The 22,575-nt window shown below is 69.6% G+C and carries 19 protein-coding genes; 6 read left to right on the forward strand and 13 right to left on the reverse strand.

What is annotated here, in order from left to right; genetic code table 11:
* From GJR97_RS15795 to GJR97_RS15820, 6 genes are all read right to left on the reverse strand, one after another.
* The coding region (locus GJR97_RS15795) for an aldehyde dehydrogenase family protein (protein ID WP_154347750.1) at positions 1 to 240 on the reverse strand (240 nt) is incomplete at its 3' end.
* A gap of 40 nt (positions 241 to 280) precedes the next feature.
* Positions 281 to 1,198, reverse strand: a complete 918-nt coding sequence (locus GJR97_RS15800; RefSeq protein ID WP_229276343.1) for a class I fructose-bisphosphate aldolase — start codon at positions 1,196 to 1,198, stop codon at positions 281 to 283.
* The gene (iolC, locus tag GJR97_RS15805; RefSeq protein WP_154347751.1) at positions 1,185 to 2,156 is read right to left on the reverse strand and encodes a 5-dehydro-2-deoxygluconokinase; all 972 of its coding nucleotides are present in this window, start codon (positions 2,154 to 2,156) and stop codon (positions 1,185 to 1,187) included. The genes GJR97_RS15800 and iolC overlap by 14 nt, the downstream gene beginning before the upstream one ends.
* A 92-nt stretch (positions 2,157 to 2,248) precedes the next feature.
* Complete coding sequence (locus GJR97_RS15810; RefSeq protein WP_154347752.1) at positions 2,249 to 3,052, reverse strand: ATP-binding cassette domain-containing protein; 804 nt, start codon at positions 3,050 to 3,052, stop codon at positions 2,249 to 2,251.
* Between the two features lies 1 nt (position 3,053).
* On the reverse strand, positions 3,054 to 4,160 hold the full coding sequence (locus GJR97_RS15815; protein ID WP_229276344.1) for an ABC transporter permease: 1,107 nt from the start codon (positions 4,158 to 4,160) through the stop codon (positions 3,054 to 3,056).
* A 74-nt stretch (positions 4,161 to 4,234) separates the two neighbouring features.
* On the reverse strand, positions 4,235 to 5,299 hold the full coding sequence (locus GJR97_RS15820; RefSeq protein WP_154347753.1) for a substrate-binding domain-containing protein: 1,065 nt from the start codon (positions 5,297 to 5,299) through the stop codon (positions 4,235 to 4,237).
* A gap of 250 nt (positions 5,300 to 5,549) precedes the next feature.
* Between GJR97_RS15820 and GJR97_RS15825 the strand changes: the two genes are divergently transcribed.
* Entirely contained in the window at positions 5,550 to 6,581 is a 1,032-nt protein-coding gene (locus GJR97_RS15825; protein WP_324613597.1) for a Gfo/Idh/MocA family protein, read from the forward strand.
* Here GJR97_RS15825 and GJR97_RS15830 read toward each other — a convergent pair.
* A complete protein-coding gene (locus tag GJR97_RS15830) occupies positions 6,578 to 7,570 on the reverse strand; it encodes a LacI family DNA-binding transcriptional regulator (protein ID WP_154347754.1) in 993 nt (330 codons plus the stop codon). The genes GJR97_RS15825 and GJR97_RS15830 overlap by 4 nt on opposite strands.
* Positions 7,571 to 7,714: 144 nt before the next feature.
* Between GJR97_RS15830 and GJR97_RS15835 the strand changes: the two genes are divergently transcribed.
* Both GJR97_RS15835 and GJR97_RS15840 read left to right on the forward strand, forming a co-directional pair.
* Positions 7,715 to 8,899: a Gfo/Idh/MocA family protein gene (locus GJR97_RS15835; protein WP_154347755.1), complete on the forward strand. Its 1,185-nt coding sequence runs from the start codon at positions 7,715 to 7,717 to the stop codon at positions 8,897 to 8,899.
* A 68-nt stretch (positions 8,900 to 8,967) separates the two neighbouring features.
* Positions 8,968 to 9,984 (forward strand): sugar phosphate isomerase/epimerase family protein, encoded by a 1,017-nt coding sequence (locus tag GJR97_RS15840; protein ID WP_154347756.1) that lies wholly within the window; start codon positions 8,968 to 8,970, stop codon positions 9,982 to 9,984.
* Between the two features lie 110 nt (positions 9,985 to 10,094).
* On the opposite strand, the gene GJR97_RS15845 is transcribed toward GJR97_RS15840, so the two are convergent.
* Together GJR97_RS15845 and GJR97_RS15850 are read right to left on the reverse strand one after the other, a co-directional pair.
* Positions 10,095 to 10,511: an acyl-CoA thioesterase gene (locus GJR97_RS15845; RefSeq protein WP_154347757.1), complete on the reverse strand. Its 417-nt coding sequence runs from the start codon at positions 10,509 to 10,511 to the stop codon at positions 10,095 to 10,097.
* Entirely contained in the window at positions 10,508 to 11,593 is a 1,086-nt protein-coding gene (locus GJR97_RS15850; RefSeq protein WP_229276345.1) for a transaldolase family protein, read from the reverse strand. Before GJR97_RS15850 ends, GJR97_RS15845 begins: the two co-directional genes overlap by 4 nt.
* 134 nt (positions 11,594 to 11,727) lie before the next feature.
* Here GJR97_RS15850 and GJR97_RS15855 point away from each other — a divergent pair, with 134 nt between their 5' ends.
* Together GJR97_RS15855 and GJR97_RS15860 are read left to right on the forward strand one after the other, a co-directional pair.
* Positions 11,728 to 12,489: a GntR family transcriptional regulator gene (locus GJR97_RS15855; protein ID WP_154347759.1), complete on the forward strand. Its 762-nt coding sequence runs from the start codon at positions 11,728 to 11,730 to the stop codon at positions 12,487 to 12,489.
* 28 nt (positions 12,490 to 12,517) lie between these two features.
* Positions 12,518 to 13,273 carry a sulfite exporter TauE/SafE family protein gene (locus GJR97_RS15860; RefSeq protein WP_324613598.1) on the forward strand — a complete coding sequence of 252 codons (756 nt, stop codon included), beginning with the start codon at positions 12,518 to 12,520 and terminating at the stop codon, positions 13,271 to 13,273.
* Positions 13,274 to 13,532: 259 nt separating this feature from the next.
* On the opposite strand, the gene GJR97_RS15865 is transcribed toward GJR97_RS15860, so the two are convergent.
* Positions 13,533 to 15,677, reverse strand: a complete 2,145-nt coding sequence (locus tag GJR97_RS15865) for an RICIN domain-containing protein (protein WP_154347760.1) — start codon at positions 15,675 to 15,677, stop codon at positions 13,533 to 13,535.
* A gap of 215 nt (positions 15,678 to 15,892) precedes the next feature.
* On the reverse strand, positions 15,893 to 17,989 hold the full coding sequence (locus GJR97_RS15870) for an RICIN domain-containing protein (RefSeq protein WP_229276346.1): 2,097 nt from the start codon (positions 17,987 to 17,989) through the stop codon (positions 15,893 to 15,895).
* A gap of 179 nt (positions 17,990 to 18,168) precedes the next feature.
* Here GJR97_RS15870 and GJR97_RS15875 point away from each other — a divergent pair, with 179 nt between their 5' ends.
* Entirely contained in the window at positions 18,169 to 19,284 is a 1,116-nt protein-coding gene (locus GJR97_RS15875; RefSeq protein WP_195760740.1) for a LacI family DNA-binding transcriptional regulator, read from the forward strand.
* Here the strand turns inward: GJR97_RS15875 and GJR97_RS15880 are convergent, their stop codons facing one another.
* Positions 19,285 to 20,556, reverse strand: a complete 1,272-nt coding sequence (locus GJR97_RS15880) for a D-arabinono-1,4-lactone oxidase (protein WP_154347762.1) — start codon at positions 20,554 to 20,556, stop codon at positions 19,285 to 19,287. It lies immediately after the preceding gene.
* Positions 20,553 to 22,571: a beta-galactosidase gene (locus GJR97_RS15885; protein WP_154347763.1), complete on the reverse strand. Its 2,019-nt coding sequence runs from the start codon at positions 22,569 to 22,571 to the stop codon at positions 20,553 to 20,555. The genes GJR97_RS15880 and GJR97_RS15885 overlap by 4 nt, the downstream gene beginning before the upstream one ends.
* Between the last annotated feature and the right edge of the window lie 4 nt (positions 22,572 to 22,575).

The raw sequence follows: 22,575 nt of genomic DNA on the forward strand, positions 1-22,575 counted from the left end.
CCGCTTCGCGATCGAGTACCCGCTCCACACCTCGAACCCACGCTGCGCCGACGCGATCGCCGCGTCGATCTCGGCCTGGTCGGCCAACGCGACCTCGGCCCGGACGGCACCGGTAGCGGGGTTGAACACCGGCGCGGTGCGACCCGACGTGGACACGCTCGGCGCGCCGTCGATCCAGTGGGAGATGACGGTGAGGCCCTCGCGGACCTCGCCCCTGGGGGCTTCAGTGACGTTGGTCATGGTGTTTCCTTCGGTTGGGGTCTGTCGGGGTCGGGGTCGGTCAGTCGCCGTGCACGAGCCGCGCGGCCGCGTCCACGGCACGTTCGACATCGCCGTCGTGCGGATAGAGGAGCGTCCGGCCGACGACGAGGCCGTGGACGCCCGGGAGCGCGAGGGCGCCCTGCCAGGATGCGAACGTCGCGTCGGGGTCGCCGTCGGCGTCCCCTCCGAGCAGGAGCGTGGGAAGCGTCGCCGCTTCCATCACGCGTTCCATCTCTGGCACGACCGGAAGCTTCAGCCAGGAGTACGCGGAACTCGCACCGAGCCCCGAAGCGATCGCCACGGAGGTGATCACGGCATCGGCGGTCAGGTCGTTCACGATCCGCCCGTCGACCCAGCTGCTCATGAAGGGCTCGAGCATGATGGGCAGTTCGGCCGCGGCCGCGGCGGTCACCGCACGCGCGGTCTCCTCGAGCGTCCGGGCCGTCCCCGCGTCGCCGAGGTTCACGCGGACGAGCAGCTTCGCCGCGTCCAAGCGGGATCGCACCATCGCATCGACGTCGTACCCGGTGTACCGGTCGTCCATCTCGAACACCGAGCCGCGGAGGCCTCCACGGTTCATCGACCCAACGGCGACCTTGCCGTCGAGGGCACCGAGGACGGCGAGGTCCTCGATGATGTCCGGCGTGCCGAGCACGCCGTCCACGCCGGGATTGGCGAGGGCCGTGGCAAGACGTTCGAGCAGGTCGTATCGGCTCGCCATCGCCATCGACTCGGGTCCGACGCCGAGCGCGCCGCGGGCCGGGTGGTCGGCGGCAACGATGAACAGCCGACCGTCGCCCTGCACGAGGGGGCGTCGGCGTCGCTCCGCGAGCGTCGCCGGAATGGTCGCCGGCGCCTCGTGGCGCACCCGGCGCAGCCGCTCGAAGTCCGCGGCGGCCAGTGCGCGCGCCACGCGCTCCATCTCAGGCGTGGACATCGGCGGTCTCCTCGAGGATCGCCTCGACCTCGGCGGTCGAGGGCATCGCCGTCGAGCACTCGCGGCGGGTGGCGACGATGGCCCCGGCGATGTTCGCGAAGCGGAGCACGCGCTCGAGGGGCCAGTCCTGGAGCAGCCCGTAGCAGAGCGCGCCTCCGAAGCCGTCGCCGGCACCGAGCCCGTTGACCACGTCGACGGGATACGGAGGCACCTCCACGGTCTCGTCGCGGGTCTTGGCCAGGACGCCCTTGGGGCCCTGCTTCACGATCGCGAGTTCGACGCCGCGCTCGAGCAGGGCATCGGCCGCGCGCTGCGGCTCGGTCTCGCCGACCGCGATCTCGCACTCCTCCCGGTTGCCCACGGCGACGGTCACGCGCTCGAGCGCGCGGTCGACCTCCGTCGTCGCAGCCTCGGGCGACGACCAGAACATCGGACGGTAGTCGAGGTCGAGGATGGTCAGCGGAGCGCGACCGCGCGCCTGCCAAGCGGTGTGGTGCGCGGAACGGCTCGGCTCCACGGAAAGCCCCGTCACCGTCGACCAGTAGATCGAGGCGCGGCTGATCGCGTCGAGGTCGAGCCGCCCGCCGGCCAGGACGAGGTCCGGGGCGATCGGCGCCCGGTAGAAGTACAGCGGGAAGTCGTCGGGCGGGAAGATCTCGCAGAACGTGACGGGCGTATTCAGGCCGGGCACCGTGCCGACGTAACGGTCGTCGACCCCGAGCCGCTGGAGCTCGGAATGGGCATAGCGGCCGAAGGGGTCATCGCCCGTGGCGGTGATCACCGCGGTCCGGAGCCCGTGCCGGGCGGCCGCGATCGCGACGTTCGTCGGGCTTCCGCCGAGGAACTTCCCGAAGGTCTCGACCTGCTCCAGCCCGACGCCGTCCTGCAGCGGGTAGATGTCGATGCCGATGCGCCCGATCGTCAGTACGTCGAATCGGCTGTCGCGGGATTCCGTCATTTCGCGCTTCCTCGAGTGAGAGTTTGTTAGGACATTCTAACATATTCCGCCGGGCTGCGCCGAAACGCAACGCAGCCCGGCTGCCGACCATGTCAGGGCGTCGTCTGCACCGGCCCGGTGAGCTCCGCGAGCTCGGCCTCGAGCTCGGCCATGGCCTCGCCACCGGCCATCAGGTCGGTGATCTGCTCGCGTGTGCGCTCGCCCTTGCGGAAGTCGTCCGCTTTCTTGCCGTGGATGAGCACGGCGAAGCGGTCGCCGACCGCCATCGCGTGGGTCACGTTGTGCGTGACGAAGACGACCGCGATGCCCTGGGCGCGCGCATGCATGATGATGCGGAGCACGTGCGTGGACTGCTTCACGCCGAGCGCCGAGGTGGGCTCGTCGAGGATCAGGACGCGTGCGCCGAAGTACACCGCCCGGGCGATCGCCAGCGACTGGCGCTCGCCGCCCGAGAGGGCGCCGGTGAGCCGGCTGCCGTCGGTGACGCGCGTGATGCCGAGCTTCTGCATCTCGCGGACCGTGATCTCGCCGGCGGCCTTCTTGTCGAAGTACTTGAACGGCCACACGCCCTTGGTGGGCTCGTGCCCCACGAAGAAGCAGCGGGCGACCGACATCAGCGGGAAGGTTCCGCCGTATTGGTGGACGGTCGCGATGCCGACGTCACTGGCGGCCTTCGGGCTGTCGAAGACGACCGGCTTGCCCTCGACCTCGACGGTCCCGGATGAGGGCTTGTGCACGCCCGACAGGATCTTGATCAGGGTCGACTTCCCGGCACCGTTGTCGCCGAGGAGGCACAGCACCTCTCCGGGGTTCACCTCGAGCGAGATGTCGGAGAGCGCCTGGTTGGTGCCGAAGTTCTTCGACACGTCGGACAGGGTGAGCAGTGGGGTGGTCATCTCAGGCTCCCTTCGCAGCCGATGCCGCCTTCCGGCCGCCGCCGCTGAGGGCGAGCCGTCGGAAGGTGTTGTTCATGAGCACGGCGACCAGGAGGAGGATGCCGAGGATCAGCTGGGCCCAGTCGGAGTTCCAGCCGGTGTAGTAGATGCCCTGGTTCACGATCGCGAACGTGAGGCAGCCGAGGATGACGCCGGGGACCGAGCCGTACCCTCCAGTGAGGAGCACACCACCGACGACGACCGCGACGATCGAGTTGAAGACGAACGACTGGCCACTGCCGGTCTGCGCGCCGTTGTAGAGCATGGTCTGGATGATGCCGACGAGCGAGGCACCGATCGCGGTGGACATGAAGAGGGCGATCTTGACCTTGGGAACCGGGATGCCCGCTGCGCGGGCGCTCTGCGAGTCGCCGCCGATGGCGAAGATCCAGTTTCCGGCACGGGTCATCTGCAGGATCCAGACGACCACGACCGCTGCGCCGATCGCCCAGAAGATGGCGACCTCGAACTGGCCGTTGATCAGGGTCCCGAAGAGCGCCTTGAACACGGGGTCCGGCGTGAGCGGGACGCTCGTGCTGCCGGCGATCACGCGAGCGAGGCCGAGCGTCAGGCCGGCCAGGGCGAACTGCATCGCCAGGGTCACGATGAACGAGGGGACGTTCGTCCGGGCGACGATGATCCCGTTGACGAACCCGGTGAGGGCGCCGACCGCGAGGGCGGCGATGATGCCGATGATCTGCGGCATTCCATAGACGCCGGAGACCACGGCGAGGGTCACGGAGCTGCTCGCGACCACCGACCCGACCGAGAGGTCGAACTCGCCCGCGATCATGAGGAGCGCGACGGGGAGTGCGATGAGGGCGAGCTCCGAGGCGATGTTGAGCCAGCTCGCGACGCCGCCGGTGGTGAGGAACTGTGCGCCGCCGAAGATCGCGAAGAAGATGAAGACCGTGACGGTGCCGACGAGGGCCCCGGTCTCCGGACGGCGGAAGAGGTCACCGACGGTCCGCTGGGAGCGGACACCTGTGAGGACCATGTTCGACTCGGTCTTGTTGAGGGACTGCTTGCCGCCCGATGGCGGGGCGCCCTGGGGTGCGTGCGTGGTCATGTCCTGCTCTTTCCTTCTGCTTCGTTGCGATGGAGGTGACCCGGGGCGGCCCGGAGGCCGCCCCGGGTCGGGGCTCAGCGGACTCCGAGCTTGACGCCCGCCTCCGCCGTCTCGACGTTGCTCGCGTCGATCAGCGCCGGACCGGTCAGGAGCGGGTCGACCGCGAGCTGGATGCCGTACGCGGCGAGCTGGAACGCCGCGGAGACGCCGTAGTAGCCCTGCGAGTACCCCTGCTGGTCGATGGCGAACAGCTGGGTGCCGTTCTTGATGCGGTCGAGCGACTCGGTGTCGAAGTTCTGGCCGCCGAGGAAGACCTTTCCGGTCGCGCCGGCCTGGTCGATGCCGCTCGCCGCCGCGTTGGTGTCGGACTGGCCGGGCGTGAAGATCGCGTCGATCGTCGGGTCCTGGATGATCGCGCCCTTGATCGCCTGGGCCACCGCGGACGGGTCGCCGAACTGCGAGGTCGGGAGCGCAAGCTCCTCGTACTCCGCTCCGCCCGGCTCCGCGCCCTCCTGGACGCCGCGGCAGCGTGCGTCGGCGTTCGTCGTTCCGGGCAGCGTGTTCACGCACACCACGTGCTTGGCACCCTCGGCGGCGAAGGTCTCGCCGGCGAGCTTGCCCGAGGTGTAGTCGTCCGATCCGATATAGCCCTGGGCGCCGACGGCCTCGACCTGGTCGATTCCGGTGTTGTAGAGGAAGACCGGGATGCCCTTGCCCGTGATGATCGAGATGTTCTCGTTCTGCGCGTCGGGCGCCCAGTCCGGGATGACGGCGGCGCTCGGGTTGAGCGACTCGATGTTGGAGACGAGCTTCGCGGCGTCGGCGTTGAAGTTGTCGTAGTTCGGCATCGCGAGGAAGGTGACGGAGCCGCCGGCGGCTTCGACGGCCTTGGCGGCCGCCTCTCCGCCGCGCTTCACCGTCGACCAGAACGGGTCGTCGGTCGCGCCGCCCATGACGACGATCGAGATGCCCTCGCCGCCGCCGGCGGTGTCGCCGGAGGACGAGTCGCTCGACGCGGTGCCTTCGCCCCCGGCCGAACAGCCGGCCAGGGCGACGACGGCTGCGGAGACGAGCGCGGAGGAGATGAGGAGGCGTCGGCTGGGGCGGCCGGCGCGGACGTTGAGCAGCGAGGACTTCATCCCGCGACTCCCTTCATTGTTGAGCCGCGTTTCGCGGCGGGGATCGTCTGTGATCAGCGTGAGCCGCGTGGGTGCGGGATCGACCTTGATCACCACCGATAGTCCTCCATGTCAGTACATACTGACAATAGGTTGTTTCCTCTCGTTACCTAACCGTAACATTTGGCCCCTTGGGGGTCGAGGTTGACCGCAGCGAATTGTTCGGACATTCTGTCGAATACTCCCCCTTCCACAGACGAAAGGAGCGCCCGTGACGATCCGTGTGGGCCTCGTCGGATACGGCGTCGGCGGACGCCTCTTCCACTCTCCCTACATCCGCGCATCCCGCGAGTGCCGACTCGTCGGCATCGTCGCGCGCTCCCCGGAGCGGGTCGCGAAGGCCCGACGCGACCACCCCGACGTTCGGGTGTTCGCGAGCCTGGGCGACCTCATGGACGCGGGTGTCGATGCAGTCGTCGTCTCGACTCCCCCGCACACGCGGCGCGAACTCGTGCTGGAGTCGATCGGTCGAGGCGTCCACGTCGTCGCCGACAAGCCCTTCGCGCCAACCGCGCAGGATGGCCGGGAACTGGCGGATGCCGCCGAGCGGGCAGGCGTCGTCCTCAACGTATTCCACAACCGACGGTGGGATACCGACATCGTCACTGCACGATCGATCATCGTCTCCGGGGCGTTGGGTCGCATCACGCGGCTCGACCTTCGGTGCGACCAGGACGACCCGGCGACCCTCGAGGGCGGACCCGAGGGTGGCCTCCTGCGCGACCTCGGCAGCCACGTCGTCGATCAAGCGCTTCACCTGCTCGGCCCTGCGCGATTCGTGTCCGCGCAGCTCGACTGGCGGGACCTGCTTGCGGGCCGCACAGACACCGGTTTCACGATCACGATCGAGCACGAGTCCGGCGCGCACTCGCACGTCTCCGCCAGCAAGGTCAACCGGCTATCGTCGCGGGAACTCCGCGTGCACGGCGACCGAGGCTCGTACCGATCCGATTTCGCCGACGTCCAGTTCGAGGCGCTGCGGCGAGGCGAATCTCCGATCGGCGGTCGTGACACCTGGGGGTACGAGTCCGAGGAGCGGTGGGGGGTGCTCGCCGTCGAGAGCGGCACCCGGCGCATCCCCTCCCTCCAGGGCGACTACGCAGCCTTCTACGACGCCTTCGCCGAGGCGGTGCAGGCCGGCGGACCCGGGCCGGTACCGGCGCGCGAGGGCATCGAGGTGCTGGCGGCCCTGGACGCGGCGCGCGCGAGCGCAGCGGAGCACCGGACCGTGCCGGTGGGCTAGCGAGCGGGCCCGGTGGTGCCTCGGACGACGAGCGATGGCTGCAGCGTGCGCGCGACGCCGACCGGCTCTCGACCGGCCATCCGCGCGATGAGCAGGCGGCCGGCCTCCCGGCCCACGCCGAAGCCGCTGTCGTCCACCGTCGTGAGGTGGATGAGGTGCGTCCGCGCGAGCGGGGTGTTGTCGTAGCCGACGATCGAGAGCCCCGCGGGGACGGGAATCCCGAGATCCCGGGCAGCCCCGAGCGCACCGATCGCCATCACGTCGTTCGCGGCGAAGATCGCCGAGATGCCGGCATGGTCCCGGAGCAGACTGCCCGCGGCATCGAATCCGGCGGCCTCGGTCGCGGGACCCGTGTAGTCGGTGGCGACGACCTCGGAGCCCGCTTCGACCGCCGTGGCGATGAAGCTCGCCGCCCGTGCGCGCGCCGCGCCGCCGCCGGCGGCGAGGTGGCCGATCCGCCGATGCCCGAGGCCGATGACATGCAGCGCGGCGAGCCGCGCCCCCGCGCCGTCGTCGTTCGCGACGACGTCGACGCCCACCGGTGCGTCTGTCCGGGTGCCGGCGATGACGATGGGCGATGCGGCCGAGTCCACGAGGGCGCGCGGCACGTCCCTCGCGACGACGATGCCGTCGGCGTGCATCGAGAGCACCCCTTCGACCGGGTCTTCAGCGGTCGCCGCGTTCGCACTGTCCACGACCGTGACCCGGTACCCCGCTGGCGCGAGCACCTGGCCGAGGCCGCGAACCAGTTCGACGAACCACGGGTTGGCGAAGTCGTCGATCAGCACGGCCACGAGCCGCGTGCGACCCGCCGCGAGGTCGGTGGCCGCACGACTCGGCCGGTAGCCGAGGTCGCGGATCGCCGACTCGACCGCCGCCCGCGAGGCCTCGCTGACGCGATCGGATCCACGCAGGACGAGGGACACGAGCGACTTCGACACACCGGCCGCTCGGGCGACGTCATAGATCGTCGGACGTGGTGCGGACATCGACCCACCTTTCCCCAGACACATCCTATTGACAGGACATACTGACACGACTAGTCTCGCCGTTGGAGCGCTCCACATGGAGTCTCTCACCGCACCGGCGCCGTGAGGGGTCGGAACCGTCCCTGTCTGGAGGACCCGTTGTCCATGTCTCCACTCGGTGTCGCCGTCATCGGCGCCGGCATGGCGGGCAAGGCTCACGCCGCCGCCTACCGCAATGCACCGGCCCTGTACGAGAGCATCCTTCCCGAGATCCGGCTGGTGTCGATCGCCGACGCCTACGAGCCTGCCGGCGAGGCCGCGGCGCGCCGATTCGGCTACTCGCGCCACGACACGTCGTGGCAGGCGATCGCCGAGGCGGACGACATCGACGTCGTGAGCGTCGTCGTCGCCAACCACCTGCACCGCGAGATCGTCGAAGGCCTGCTCTCCGCCGGCAAGCACGTGCTGTGCGAGAAGCCGCTCTCGGACACGCTCGAGGACGCGCGGGCGATGGCCGCGGCCGCCGACCGCGCCCCGACCCTCGCCCGCATCGGCCTCACCTTCCGTCGGGCACCGGGCATCGCCTACATCCGCGAGCTCATCCAGTCGGGCCAGCTCGGCCGGGTCCTGCACGTGAGCATCCGGTACTGGACCGACTACGCCGCCGACCCGAAGACCGCCATCAGCTGGCGCTTCAAGGGTCCGTCGGGCTCCGGTGCGCTCGCCGACGTCGGCAGCCACGCCAGCTACCTGGCCGAGTTCCTCGCCGGCGAGGCGACGGAGGTCGGCGGCGGCCGCTTCAGCACCGTGATCGCCGAGCGCCCGAAGCCCCTCGGCGCGGTGAGCGGTCACGGCCACAGCGCGGTCTCCGACGAACTCGACACCGTCGAGAACGACGACTACGCGACCTTCTCGCTCGGCTTCGCCTCCGGCGCCGCCGGCACCATCGAGGTCTCCCGCGTGGCCGCCGGGCACCCCAACGATCTCCAGATCGAGGTCTTCGCCGAGCGCGGCGCCGCGAAGTTCAGCCAGGCCCGCCCGTCGGAGATCCAGCTCTTCCTCTCCGAGGGCCCGGCCGCCCAGCAGGGCTATCGCCGCATCCCCCTCGGCAACCCCCACCCGTACATCGCCGGCGGCATGCCGATCGACGTCTCGGGCGTCGGGTTCGGGCAGAACGAGGGCTTCCTGTACCAGGCGCGTGCCTTCCTCGAGGAGGTCGCTGGACTCGACGAGTCGGCATCGCTCCCCCGGAACGCAGGCTTCGACGAGGGGGTCCACAACATGGAGCTGCTCGCCGCCGTGGCCGAGTCCGAGCGCTTGGGCGGCGCGGTCGTCCGACTCGCGGGCTGACCCCGCAGGTCGCCGAACCTCAGCCCACCAGAACTCCCAGAACTCCGACCGACAAAGGAGAACGATAGATGCGACTCGGACTGTACAACGCGATCCTGCACGACCGGCCGCTTCCGGAGGCCATCGCCGTGGTCGCCGACCTCGGCCTCACCGGACTCGAGATCAACACCGGCGGCTTCCTGCCCGCCGTCCACGTCCCGACGTTCGACGACATCCTCGTCAGCGACGCGGCCCGCGACGACTTCCTCGGGATCTTCGAGGGCACCGGCGTCGAGATCGCCGGCCTCAACTGCAACGGCAATCCGTTGCACCCGAACCCGGTCATCGGCGACGCGCACTCGGAGGACGTCAGGCGCGCCATCCGCCTCGCGGAGCGACTCGGGCAGCACCGGGTCGTGACGATGTCCGGCCTGCCCGGGGGCGAGCCCGGCACGGTCCACCCGAACTGGGTCGTCAACGCGTGGAACTCGGGCGCGCTCGACGTGCTCGACTACCAGTGGGGCATCGCCGCCGACTTCTGGCGCGAGACCGACCGCCTCGCTCGCGAGCACGACGTCAAGGTCGCCCTCGAGCTGCACCCGCAGAACCTCGTGTTCAACTCGGCCGACGTGCACAAGCTCGTCGAGCTGACCGGCGCCACCAACGTCGGCGTCGAGCTCGACGCCTCGCACCTGTTCTGGCAGCAGATGGACCCGGTCGCGGTGGTCCGCCACCTCGGCGCCCTGGTGTTCCACGCCGCTGCGAAGGACGTGCGGATCAATCCGCAGTGGGCGGCGCTGAACGGCGTGCTCGACAACAGCTTCCGCCGGCTCTCGCCCGACGAGCCGCGCGTGAACCTCGGCGGCGACGAGTGGGCCAACGAGTGGCCGAAGGAGTCCGCATGGGACTTCGTCGCGCTCGGCAAGGGCCACGACGTCGCCTACTGGACCGAGTTCCTGCGCGCGCTGCACGAGGTGGACCCCGAGATGATGGTGAACATCGAGCACGAGGACACCGAACTCGGTCGCATCGAGGGCATCGCGGTCGCCGCGGAGGTGCTCCGTGCGGCCGACGCCGCCCTCACCGAGTCGCTGCTCGCCGGCTGACTACGGCCACGACGAGGCGCCCGCCGCAGCCGATCGGCTGCGGCGGGCGCTTCGTCGTGGGGGCAGGGATTCAGGCGTGGGGGCAGGGATTCAGGCGTGGGGGCAGGGATTCAGGGCCGAGGAAGACGGTCGCGCTCGTACGTGATGTCGGAGTATCCGTGCGGCACGGGACGTCCATGATCGTCGACACCGACGAAGACGATCCGGTCGATGGCGAGGATGCGCTCGCGGGTGACCATGTTCCGCACCTCGGCGCGCATGGTCAGCGACGTCCGACCGAAGCCCGTGGCCCGGATCCCGAGTTCGATCAGGTCGCCCTGCCGCGCCGAGCTCGCGAAGTCGATCTCGGACATGTACTTCGTGACCGCCCGGGGATTGCCGAGCTGGAGGATGGCGTAGATCGCCGCCTCCTCGTCGATCCACCGCAGCAGGCTGCCGCCGAAGAGCGTGCCGTGCGCGTTCAGGTCCTCCGGCTTCACCCAGCGGCGCGACCGGAAGGTGACGTCCCCGTCGGTCGTGGGTGTCATACCGGCGGCAGGAGGATGTCTCGGACGACGCGATCGAGCTGCTCGTCGGCCTCGAGGAACTGCCGGAGCGTGCGCACCGTCGCCCCGAAGCGATCGAATTCCTCCGGCGTCATGCCGTCGACCTCGTACGCCCGCCGGAACTCGGAGAGCTCCATGAGTGCGTCGAGGATCTCCGGGTCGACGGGAACGTCGATGCGGTCCTCTGCGACGATGCCGTTCTCGTTGATGCGAAGCTGCCAGTCGAACGGCGGGGAGACCACGAGGTCGCCGCCCTGGAGCTCGGACCAGTGCATGTGGTTCCGGAAGGCGGCGGAGAGCACCCTCGACCGGAATCCGCGCTCGGTGAAGGTCCTGTGCGCGTGCTTCAGCGCGGCGACTCCCGCCCACTCCAGGATGCCCGGGTCGACCAGGATCCGCTGCTTCTGCGTCCAGGCCTTCAGCCAGTCGTCGAGTCGGCCGCCCATGATGGTGACGACGGACCCGAACTCGTGGTCGGGCAGGCCCTCGGCGGCCCGGCGGTCGAGTCCACGCTCGATCGCCTCCGCTGCGGCCACGGCCTGGGGGACGGTGAACGACACCGTCACGTTGATGCTGACGCCGCGATACGTCGCCTCCTCGATGGCCCGGAGTCCGACCGAGGTCGCCGGGATCTTGACGATGATGTTGCGGGCGAGGCCGCTGAAGCGCACCGCCTGCGCGACGAGGGCGTCGGCGTCTCGATGGAGCCGGGGGTCGGTCTGCACCGACAGTCGGCCGTTGCGGCCGCCGCTGGCGTCGAACGCAGGTTCGAGGAACTTCGCTGCTTCGATGGAGAGCTCCTCGACGACCTTCCACCCGAGTTCGGACTCGGAGGCCGTCGGGTACAGTTCGGCGAGCTCGCCGATGCGTGGTCCCCAGACGTCGAGGTGCGCCTTCACCGCGGCGAGCGCGATCACCGGGTTGCACGTGGCACCGACGGCGCCGAACTCGATGGACTTCGCCAGCTCGTCCGGGTCCGCCGAGTCGTTCCAGAGCACGGTCGGGAATCGGTCGGCCGCCTGGCGCAGCGGCAGTGGTTCGGCCAGCACGGTGGTCGCGGACATGAGCCCTCCTGACATCTTTGTTCGGACATAGTGACATTAGCGCATGACACGCCCAGCTGCAACGAGGCGATCGGGCAGGAGAGTGCAATAATTGTCCGGACAATCGACCAATCTGTGTTTCTTGGGGGCTCGCGATGGCGCAGGCGGAGACGGTGCTTCCGTCGGACTTCTTCCTCGACCTCGACCGGTCGAGCCCGGTGCCGCTCTACTACCAGATCGCCACCCGCCTCGAACGCGCCATCCGCGACGAGGACCTGCCGGCGGGTTCCCGCCTCGAGAACGAGATCTCGCTCGGCCAGCGGTTCGGCTTCTCCCGGCCGACCGTCCGCCGAGCCATCCAGGAGCTCGTCGACAAGGGACTGCTCGTCCGCCGGCGCGGCATCGGCACCCAGGTCGTGCACGGGCAGGTGACGCGCAACGTCGAGCTGACGAGCCTCTACGAGGACCTGACCCAGACCGGGCAGGGGCCGACGACCGAGGTCGTCTCACGCGAGGTGCTCACCGCCGACGAGAACGCCGCACGCGAACTCGGCGTCGCGGTCGGCGACCGCGTGCTGCGCATCGTCCGCCTCCGCTATGCGGACGGAGTGCCCCTCGCAGTCCTCGACAACACCCTGCCGAGCGAGTTCGCCGACTTCACCGAGGAAGAACTCGCCGAACGCGGCCTGTACCAGCTTCTCCGCGCGCGCGGCATCACGATCCGGGTGGCGAAGCAGCGAATCGGCGCGCGCAACGCGACCGCCAAGGAGCGCGAGCTGCTCGCGCTGCCGAAGGGATCGGCGGTGCTCACCATGTCGCGCACCGCGTTCGACAGCTCCGGGCGCGCGGTCGAGTTCGGGCAGCACTGCTACTCGCCCGACCTGTACTCCTTCGAGATGACGCTCGTCGACAAGTAGTCGTCCCGTCCCGTCGAAGGGAGCACCGGTGCCCCACTTCACCGGACTCGAGTGGAGCATGCTCGCCCTCGCCGCCTTCGCGGTCGGCGCGGCCAAGAGCGGCATGCCCGCGCTCGGTCCGATCCCGGCCGCGCTCTTCGCCTCGGTCCTCCCCGCGAAGGCCTCGACCGGCGCCGTCCTCGGGCTCCTGCTCGTCGGCGACCTCATCGCGGTGCGGATGTACCACGCCCACGCCGACTGGAAGATCCTCCGCCGCCTCCTGCCGTCGGTGCTCGTCGGCATCCTGGTGGGCGTCGTCGTCCTCTGGGCGGCGAACGACATCGTCGTGCGCCGGATCATCGGCGCGACGCTGCTCGTGCTCGTCGCGCTCAGCGTCCTCCTGATGCTCCGGCGTCGAGCCGACGCTGCCGCCGGGCGGGAGGCACGACCGGTCCCCCGCGCGCTCTCGTGGCTGTTCGGCCCGCTCGGCGGGTTCACGACGATGATCGCGAACGCCGCCGGCCCGGTGATGTCGCTCTACTTCGTGGCCTCCCGACTGCCGGTGCAGGCGATCCTCGGCACCGCGGCCTGGTTCTTCCTCATCGTCAACACGATGAAACTGCCGTTCTCGGTGGGCCTCGGGCTCATCACCCCGGAGTCGCTGCTCCTGAACCTGCTGCTCGTGCCGGCGCTCATACTGGGTGCGTTGGGCGGGCGGATGGCGGCCAGGCGCATCTCGCAGGAGTGGTTCGAGCGCGTCGTGCTGGTGCTGACCTTCGCGTCGGGCGTGTACCTGCTCTGGTGAGCACTCCACCGTCGGGCCGGCAACCGGTCAGCAGCTCACATGACGACGCAGTGGCCCCAGGGATTCCCCGCCCAACGAGCGACGCCTCGGCCCCATCGGGCCGAGGCGTCGCCTTCTCGTGGATGGCTATCCACAGGTCCACTGCTTGATGCTGGAGGTCGCTTCGCAGGCTGAGCGCGATGTCCCATTCCGACTCGGGCGCGGCCAAGCACAGTCCCGGGTCGGCGATGCTGCTGACCGTGAGGCGCAAGTGGACGTCTTACTTCTCCTTCTTGCCGATCGAGAATTCGAGCACCGTGGTGTCACCAAGCGAGTTGGTCGCCTCGATGACGTTGATGCCGCGCACGACCCCCGGGTAGTCGGGCGTCAGCTGGTCGAGATCGAACGACGTACCCGTCGCGGGCCCCTGTTCGACCCCGTTGAGCAGGATGCTCGTGAGTTCGCATGCGGACGTCTCGATCACGTACGACGCCTTGCGGTACACGCCGTCCCCGCCGACGGTCCACTTGGCTCCGTCCTTGACGGTGATCGTCGGGGCGACCGGGACGATCATCCATTCCTGGGTGCCGTCATCCGCACCGAGACGCAAGGCCACGTCGCCGTCGGCCGTGCCGGTCAGGTACAGGTCATCGCTGCCGGTCGCGAGGAACCGTACATGGCCGTCGTCGGCGTCCTGGATGGTCCAGCGGCCGCCGTCGTTCTCGTCGACCCACTGGGCGATGTCCTGTCCGTCGTACGCGCCTCCGCCCCACATCGCCACGGAGCGACCACCGGAACGGTTGAGGAGCTCGACCGTGCCGTCACCCTCGTCGATGACATGCCAGTTCTGCGTGTCCTCACGTTCGGAGCACTGGTCTTCGAGCTGGACGTCGGGCACCCACTTCGGGAAGTCGAACTCGGCGTCGCTGATATTGCCGCCGGTGCCGAGCACCTTCCCGGTGGCACGGTTGACGACCTGGTAGTAGTCACCTTGCGAGTGCCCGAGGTCGACCTCGCCGTAGCGGATGACCGCCCCGGTGAAGGGGCCGCCCCAGGTGCCCTGGAGGATGACGATGCGGCCGGTGCCCTCGACGTACTGGAGGTTGCGGCTGTAGCCGGAGCCCATCGTGGTGTTGTACTGCTGCCAGAGGCCGTCGCTCGCGCCGGACTCGTTGACCCAGACGTCGCCATTGCCGGCGGCGTTGTACACCAGGCGGCCGTCGGGCAGCGCGATCACGACCGGGCTGCCGCCCCACGAGAGTCCTTGGGCGCCGGGGTAGAAGGGCAGGCCCTCCGCCATGTCCTCGTTCCAGCGACTGATCTGCTCGCCGGTGTCGTCACCGTCGGAGAAGAAGTCGAGCGGATCCGCCGAGAGTTCGAAGCGTACGTTCGCCTCTGCCGGCCAGCCCCAGGTCTCGGAGCCGAAGTACTCGTAGGTGAGCACGTAGAGCCCGTCGGTCGTGGGCACGATATTCGTCATGCCGGGTCGACCGTGCCCGATCTGGGGCGAGCCGTTGAAGTCGACCGTCTCGCCGGCCACGTCCACCACGGGTTCGCTCCACTCCCCCTCGCCGTCCCATGTCCGGTGGACCAGGATCTGACGGCCGGAGTCGGGACCGGTCTCGTTGTCGGGCGTGAGCTCGGGTACGCCGGTCACCGGGTCATAGCCGACGTAGTCGTTCTCGTCGGAGTAGTACGTGACGAGGAGACCGTCGTGGACGTGCAGGTGCGGTTCCCAGAGCGGATCGATCTGCGCGTGCTCGTTGGCCTCGGCGATGGCCGAGCCGATGTTGCCGGCGCTGCCACCCTGCCATCCACCGGTCGCGATGATGTCGACCACGTCCCAGCTCTCGGCCTGGTCGGTGCTGGCGAAGAGCGCGATGGCCATGTCGCGGCGGTCGCCGTCGTTGGTGGGCACCCACTCCGGGTCGGCGGCCTTCTGTTCGCGATAGAACTCGTCCTCGCCGGACACGACCGTGGCGAGCAGCAGCGTTCCGGCCTCGAGGTCGCCGACGTCCTCGGGGAGCACGTACAGGTACGGGTTCGTCCAGTTACTGGTGTACGGATCGAACTCGGGGTCGTCGGAGAGGAACGCCGGCGCCTGCACTTCCGAAAGGGGCTGCCAGCTGGACCCGAGGTCGTCGCTCGCGTAGATCGGCATGGTCTGGCCGATCGCACCAGTGGTGTCGTCCTCGTACTCGACGACGGTGGACCGCTCGAAGGCGGCGACCAGCCTTCCGCTCGGGAGCTGGGCCGACTTGGGGTAGACGGCGCAGTTGCCGAGTCCCTTGAGGCAGTCCTGGTCGCCGACCTCGTACAGGATGCCGCCTTCGGGGTCGTAGGCCTGGGCTGGTGCGAGTGGGGCGATCAGGAGCAAGGATGCGACGGCCCCGGCCGCGATCCCCTTCGTCTTCCACGACGACATGAGTTCTCCTTCGACGAGTGATGTGTGCTTGCCCGGGAACCACGGCTGTTCGAGTCGTCCCCAGTGACGGTGCGGGCCACGCTAGCAGGAATGTTGCCGGAAACATACCCTTCTCTGGACAGTTCGTTGCTTCTGCCTGCGAGGTCGGCTCGGCGCGGGCCAGGGGGCCCGTACTCCCGGGCCCCCTGACCGTTTCAGCCGTGGTCGTGCGAGGACTACGGGATGGTGACGGTCGCGACTGCCGACACGTTCCCTGCCCCGTCGGTCGCCCGGTACTGGACGTCGACGCTCTTCCTGCCGTTGAACTTCACCGGCGCGGTGTACTGGGTCCAGTTGGTGGCGCCCGCGGTGCGGTACTGGATCGAACTCACGCCGGAGGCGTCATCGATGGCCGTGAGGGTGAGGGTTCGTCCGTCGACGGACGCGGAGACGACTGGCGGCGTGGTGTCGGCGGGAGGGGTGATGCCTTCCGCGTACAGCTTCCATTCCTGCGTGCCGTTGTCCGCGTATGTCGCGAGGCTGAGCGGTGCCCCGTTCGAACCGCCGGTGAGGTAGAGCGACGAGTTCGCGGTGGACTGGAAGCGCACGTGGTCCCCCGTCGTCGGCACGATGTTCCAGAGCCCGCCGGCCACGTCGTCGACCCACTGCCCGATCGAGGCGCCGGTGTATGCACTGCCGCCCCAGATCGCGGCCGCGCGGCCGCCCGACTTGTTGAGGAGCGTGGCGGCGCCGTCGTCCTTGGTGACGACGTGCCAGTACTGGGTGTCCGCAACGGACGTGGCACCGAAGGCCTCGAGGCGAACGTCCGCGGCGTCGCCGTTGCCGATGTTTGCGTCGGTGATGTTCCCCCCGGTGCCGATCACCTGGCCGCTGGCGCGGTTCACGACGCTGTAGTACGGCCCTGCGGAGCGACCGAGGTCGACGTGGCCGAAGCGAATGGTCGACGGGGTCGTCGCCCCCTCCCACGCCGCCTGCAGGATGACGATCCGCCCGGTGGCCTGGTCGTACTGGAGGTTGCGCGAGTACCCGCCCGGCATCGTGGTCTGGAATTGCGTCCAGACGCCGTCGCTCGCACCTGACGTGTTGACCCAGATGTCGCCGCTGCCGGCTGCGTTGTAGACGAGCCTGCCGTCCGGCAGAGCCTTGAGCACGGGGCTGCCGCCCCACGTGAGGCCCCGTGATCCTGGCGCGAACGGGAGATCTCCCTGTTGGCCGTTGGCGAGGCTGATCTCCCGGCCGTTCGGGTCGCCGTCGGCGTAGAAGGCGAGCGGGTCGTCGACCATCTTGAATCGGACGCTTGCTCCGCCTCCGAAGTACTCGAAGGTGAGCATCCATTTTCCGTCGGTCGTCGGGGCCACGTAGGCCATGCCGGGCCGACCCCCGCCGATCTGCTGTGCGCCGTTCCAGTTGAACGTGTCGCCCGAGACGTCGACGATCGGTCCGCTCCATGCGGCGCTCGCGCCATCCCACGTCCGGTGCGCGAGGATCTGCGCGCCCGAGTCGGGAGCCGTCGCGTTGTTCGGGTCGAGCGTGGGGACGCCGGTGCCGGCATTCATCCCAAGGTAGTCGTTCTCGTCGGAGTAGTAGGCGATCAGCTGGCCGTCGCGTGCCATCAGGTGGGGTTCCCACACGGGGTCGATCTGCGCGTACTGGTTCGCGTCGGCGATGTTCGTGCCGGTGGCCCCGGCCGAACCGCCTTGCCATCCGCCCTTCGCGATGATGTTCTCCAGCTCCCACGTCGTGCCTTGGTCGGTGCTGGAGTACAGCGCGATGGCGATGTCGGAGCGGTCGCCGTCGTTGTTCGGCACCCAGTTCGGATCGGCGGCCGTGTGCTCGAGGTAGTAGTGGTCGTCGCCGGAAACGACGCTCGCGAGGAGCAGCGTGCCGGCGGCGAGGCTCCCGACGTCCTCGGGGAGCACGTACAGGTTGGGGTTGGTCCAGTTGCTGATGTAGGGGTCGTACTGGGGGTCACTCGAGACGTAGGCGGGCGCTTCGACCTCGGTGAGGTGCTGCCAGCTGTCGCCGTGGTCGTCGCTGACGTAGATCGGCAGCGTCTGGCCGTCCGCACTTCCGGAACTCGGGACGATGGACCGCTCGAACGACGCGACGATGCGGCCGCTGGGAAGCTGGACCGACTTGGGATAGATCGCGCAGTTGCCGAGGCCCTTCAGGCAGTCCGTCCCGCTCGGCAGTTGGTACAGCACACCCGGGGTCGGGGTGTACGCCTGGGCGACGACCGGCGTGAACAGCAGGGCGGATGCGAGTGCTGCGGCCGTGCCTGCCCGGAACCGTTTCATCGTCTTCGATGACATGAGCTCTCCTTCGAGTCCGACTCGTTCGGGCAACGTAGCATTAATGTTGCCGGTAACATAGCGTGTTTCGCCGGAGCATCGTCGCGCTCGAACGAATGAGCCTCGGCCCGGTCGCACGACGTGACGCGGCCCTGCGCGGGCGCGGGTACCGTGGGGTACGAGGACAGCACGGAGGAGCGATGGCCATCGAGGAGCACGGAAGCGAGCCGGAGGCCGTTCCCGGCGGCGAAGCGACCACCGGGCCGCGAGTGGCGCGCTCGACGCTGCGGAGGGTCTCGGCCGGTCGCGCAGGTCGAGCGGCGACCATCTACGACGTCGCCCTCGCCGCCGGAGTCTCGCACCAGACCGTGACGCGGTACCTGAACGGTTTCGCCGGAATCCGGCCCGCCACCCGGGAACGCGTCGAGAAGGCGCTCAAGGAGCTCGACTACCGACCGAACCTCGCGGCGCGAGCCCTGAACTCGGGCCGCTCGCAGCGCGTCGGTGCGATCACCCACGAACTCGACCAGTTCGGCCCGAGCAAGATCCTGCAGGGGGCGACGACCGCGGCTCGGGATGCGGGCTTCGTGCTCGACATCGTGACGGTCGACCTCGCCCGCCCTGACGTGCTGAACGAAGCCATCGAGATGCTGCGTCGCCACGACCTCGCCGGCGTTCTGGTCATGTCATCGACCGACACGATGTCCGAAGCACTGGCGACGGCGGACTTCGGAGTGCCGGTCTATCTCGGCGCTGAGCCGGACGACACGAGCGGCACGGACCCGTCCGAACTGACCCAGTTCGGTTTCCCGGCGCTGTTCGATCACCTGGTGGGTCTCGGACATCACACGTTCCTGCACGTCGCCGGGCCGGCGGAATGGTCTGCCGCGCGAAACCGTTCGCGCGCCTACTCGACCGCGCTCGCCGCCCGCGGGCTCTCGTCGGCCGGCGTGCTCCGGGGCGACTGGTCGGCGCGCTCGGGTTATGAGGCGGTGATGGCTGCTCCCGACCTCGCCGGTGCCACCGCCATCGTCGCAGCGAACGACCAGATGGCGCTGGGCGCGATCCTCGCCCTCACGGAGCGAGGTCTGCGGGTCCCGGAGGATGTCAGCGTCGCCGGCGTCGACGACATCCCTGAGGCGGCGTACTTCTCGCCTCCGCTGACGACGCTCCGCGTCGACTTCGCAGCGCAGGGGCGGGCGGCGTTCTCGACGCTCCTCGACCGGATCAGGGGCGAGGCGCACGCGCTCGAACCCGCCTTGCATGCCGACCTGATCGTGCGTCGGTCGACGGCGCGGGCGCCCGGCCCCGAGTGATCAGAGCGGTCCGGTCGGGCTGGTGTGCGCCTCGCGCACGCCGAGCGCTTCCAGGTACTCGTTCGAGAACACGCCGGTCGGGTCGAGTTCCCGGAAGAGCGAGCGCGCGAGCGGAAGGCGCGGGTACGCAGCCGCGATCCGGTCGGCGTCGAACGCGTGCCACTTGCCCCAGTGCGGGCGGACGTCGAAGGGAGCGAGCACCTGCTCGATGCGCGGAAGCAGGGCGCGGACGGCGTCCTCGTCCCGGGCCCAGGTGAAGTGGATCCCGACGCTGTCGCGCCCCGAGGCGGGACCGAGCCAACTGTCGTCCGCGGCGATCGTGCGCACTTCGGTGATGATCAGGTGGGGGTCGATCTCGGCCGCGAGTCCTCGCACCGCCGCGATCGCCGCCGCCGCGCGCGTGCGAGCCACGAAGTACTCGGACTGGATCTCCTCACCGAACGACGGCGTCTCCTCGAGGCGGAAGTGCGGCATCCGCAGCAGCCACGGCCCCTCACTGCCGTCCTGCGGCGTCCAGCTCCGCTGATCGAACCGCTCGTCGGGCTCGGCCTCCCGCGTCGTCGCCAACACGGAGTCGTCGAACGAGGCGTCGGCGCGCTGCTTCACGAGCACCCGTTCGACCGAGGGCGAGCCCCAGTGGGTGAACAGGCTCACGCTCGTGCCGCTCGCCGTGACCTCGTCGAACCGCTCCGCGAGCACGCCCCAGTCCAGGCCGATGTGAAGCCGTTGACGGACCCGGTACGACGGCTGGACCGCGAGTTCGATCCTCGTGACGATGCCGTAGGCCCCGAGCCCGACGAGGAACCCTCCGAATCGCCAGTCGTCCGATTCGACGCGCTGCAGCGCGCCCGCGGCATCCACGAACTCGATCGCCCGCACGGCGTCTGCGAGCATCGGGAGCCGGTCGCCTGAGCCGTGCGTGCCGGTCGACATCGCCCCGGCGACCGAGATGTGGGGCAGCGAGCCCATGTTGTGCAGGGCCAGCCCGTGCTCCTCGAGCCAGAGCGCGAGCTCCCCGTAGCGGATGCCGGCGCCGACCGAGACGCGGTCACCGCCGCCGAGCACGCGCGGCGCCGGCGGGACGTCGAGGACGGAGACGAGCGTTCCGGCGGAGTCGGCGATCTCGTTGAACGAGTGCCTCGTGCCGAGCGCGCGGACGGGGCCCGGTCGGCTCCGGAGGACTTCCTGCACCTCCGGCACGGACTGCGCCGCGATGAGGCGGCGGGCCCCGAAGCGATGCGTCCCCGACCAGGTCTCGCCGACATCGGTCATCCGTCCGCGTCCGTCGGGACGATCGCGACGCCCTGCGGAGGGAGGACGAGCCCGGGGGCGTTCGAGCCGGAGAGCAGGTCGGTCCCCGCCAAGTTGAGTTCGGCGTCGTCACCGCCGTGGTTGATGATCACGACGTACTCGCCGCGACGGACGACCTCGAGCGCTCCGCCCGTGCCAACCGGGTCGGGGCGTGCGATGCCGGCATCCTCGAGGATGGCGGCGGCCAGGCGTGCCAGCGCGTCCGGCTCGGGCAGCGTCGCGACGTACCATCCAGCACCGCCGCCGGAGGCGCGCCGGGTGACCGCGGGCCAACCGGAGAGCGCCCCCTCGGTGAACGTCGCCCGCGCCTCCGCGTCGTCGAGTCGGACGAACTCCGCCCACGTCGCGCCGAGCACATCGCCGCCGAGCACGTCGCCCGTGATCGGGACGGGCGGGGCGTCGCCCTCCCCGGTCGCTCGCAGGTCGGGCGCAGCGGGTGGCGCGAACTCCTCGATGCGGATGCCGAGCGCTTCGCGAAGCGGCGCGCCGAGGTACCCGCCGAGGCGGATGTGCAGGTGCTCGTCGGTGATCGCCGTGCCGAACCCGGCGACCAGCGTGCCGCCGGATCGCGCGAAGGCGGCGAGGTTCTCGACCTGTGCGTCGGTGGCCACGAAGTGGGCGGGCGCGACGACGAGTCGGTAGCCCGACAGGTCGGCCTCGGCTCGGACGAAGTCGACCGTCACGCCGAGCGAGCTGAGCGCACGGTGCCACGCGAAGAGGACCTCGAGGTACGAGACGGTGGTCGGCGAGGCCGGCTGCTCGATCGCCCACCAGCTGTCCCAGTCCATCGCGATGGCGACCTGGGCCGGCACGCGGCTGCCCTCGAGGCCGACCTGATCCGCGGAGAGCCGCTGGAGCTCGGCGCCCAGTGCTTCGATCTCGCGCCACACGCGGGTGTCAGTGCCGCCGTGCGGGACCATCCCGGAGTGGAACTTCTCGGATCCTGCCTCGGACTGCCGCCACTGGAAGAAGAGCACCCCGTCCGCGCCGCGCGCGACCGCTTGGTACGACCAGGCGCGCATCATGCCGGGCGCCTTCGGCGCGTTCCGTGCCCGCCAGTTCACGGCGCTCGGCGCCTGTTCCATGAGTATCCACGGCGCGCCGCCGCCGAGCGAGCGCATGAGGTCGCGGACCATCGCGGCGTACGCCGCGGAGTTCGGATCGGCCGGATCCGGATAGGTGTCGTCCGAGACGACGTCCACCTTGGGCGCCCACTTCCAGTAGTCGACCGGCTTGAAGAAGCCCATGAAGTTGGTGGTGATCGGCACGTCCGACAAGGCGCGGATGACCTCGACCTCGGCGTCGTAGCAGGCGAGCAGTTCGTCGCTGGAGAACCGGTCGAAGTCGAGCAACTGGGTCGGGTTCCGGAAGGTCGGCGCCGCGCGCGGCGGCTCGATCTCGTCGAACGCGTCGTACCGTTGCGACCAGAAGGCGGTGCCCCAGGCCCGGTTGAGCTCCTCGATGGAGCCGTATCGCGCCTCGAGCCAGGTGCGGAAGGCCGCGGCGGAGACGTCGCAGTAGCACCGGCTCACGTGGCATCCGTACTCGTTGTTGACGTGCCACAGTTCCAGCGCGGGATGGTCGGCGTAGCGTTCAACCATCCGCTCGACCAGCCGCCGCGCGTGCTCGCGGTAGACGGGTGAGCTCGGGCAGTACTGCTGGCGGCTGCCGACCGCCAGGCGCACGCCGTCCTCCGTGACGGGCAGCGTCTCCGGGTGCCGCTTCGCCAGCCACGGCGGCGGCGACGCGGTGGCCGTCGCCAGGTCGACTCGGATACCGCCGGCGTGCAGGGTGTCGAGCACGTCGTCGAGCCATCCGAAGTCGTACTCGCCCGGGCGTGGTTCGAGTCTCGCCCACGAGAACACGGCCACCGTGGCGAGGCTGATGCCGCCGCGCTGCATGAGCTGGACGTCGCTGTCCCAGACGTCGCGAGGCCACTGCTCGGGGTTGTAGTCGCCGCCGTACCAGATCGTCATCGTC

The organism is Agromyces kandeliae (assembly GCF_009674665.1).
Classification (GTDB): Bacteria; Actinomycetota; Actinomycetes; order Actinomycetales; family Microbacteriaceae; genus Agromyces; species Agromyces kandeliae.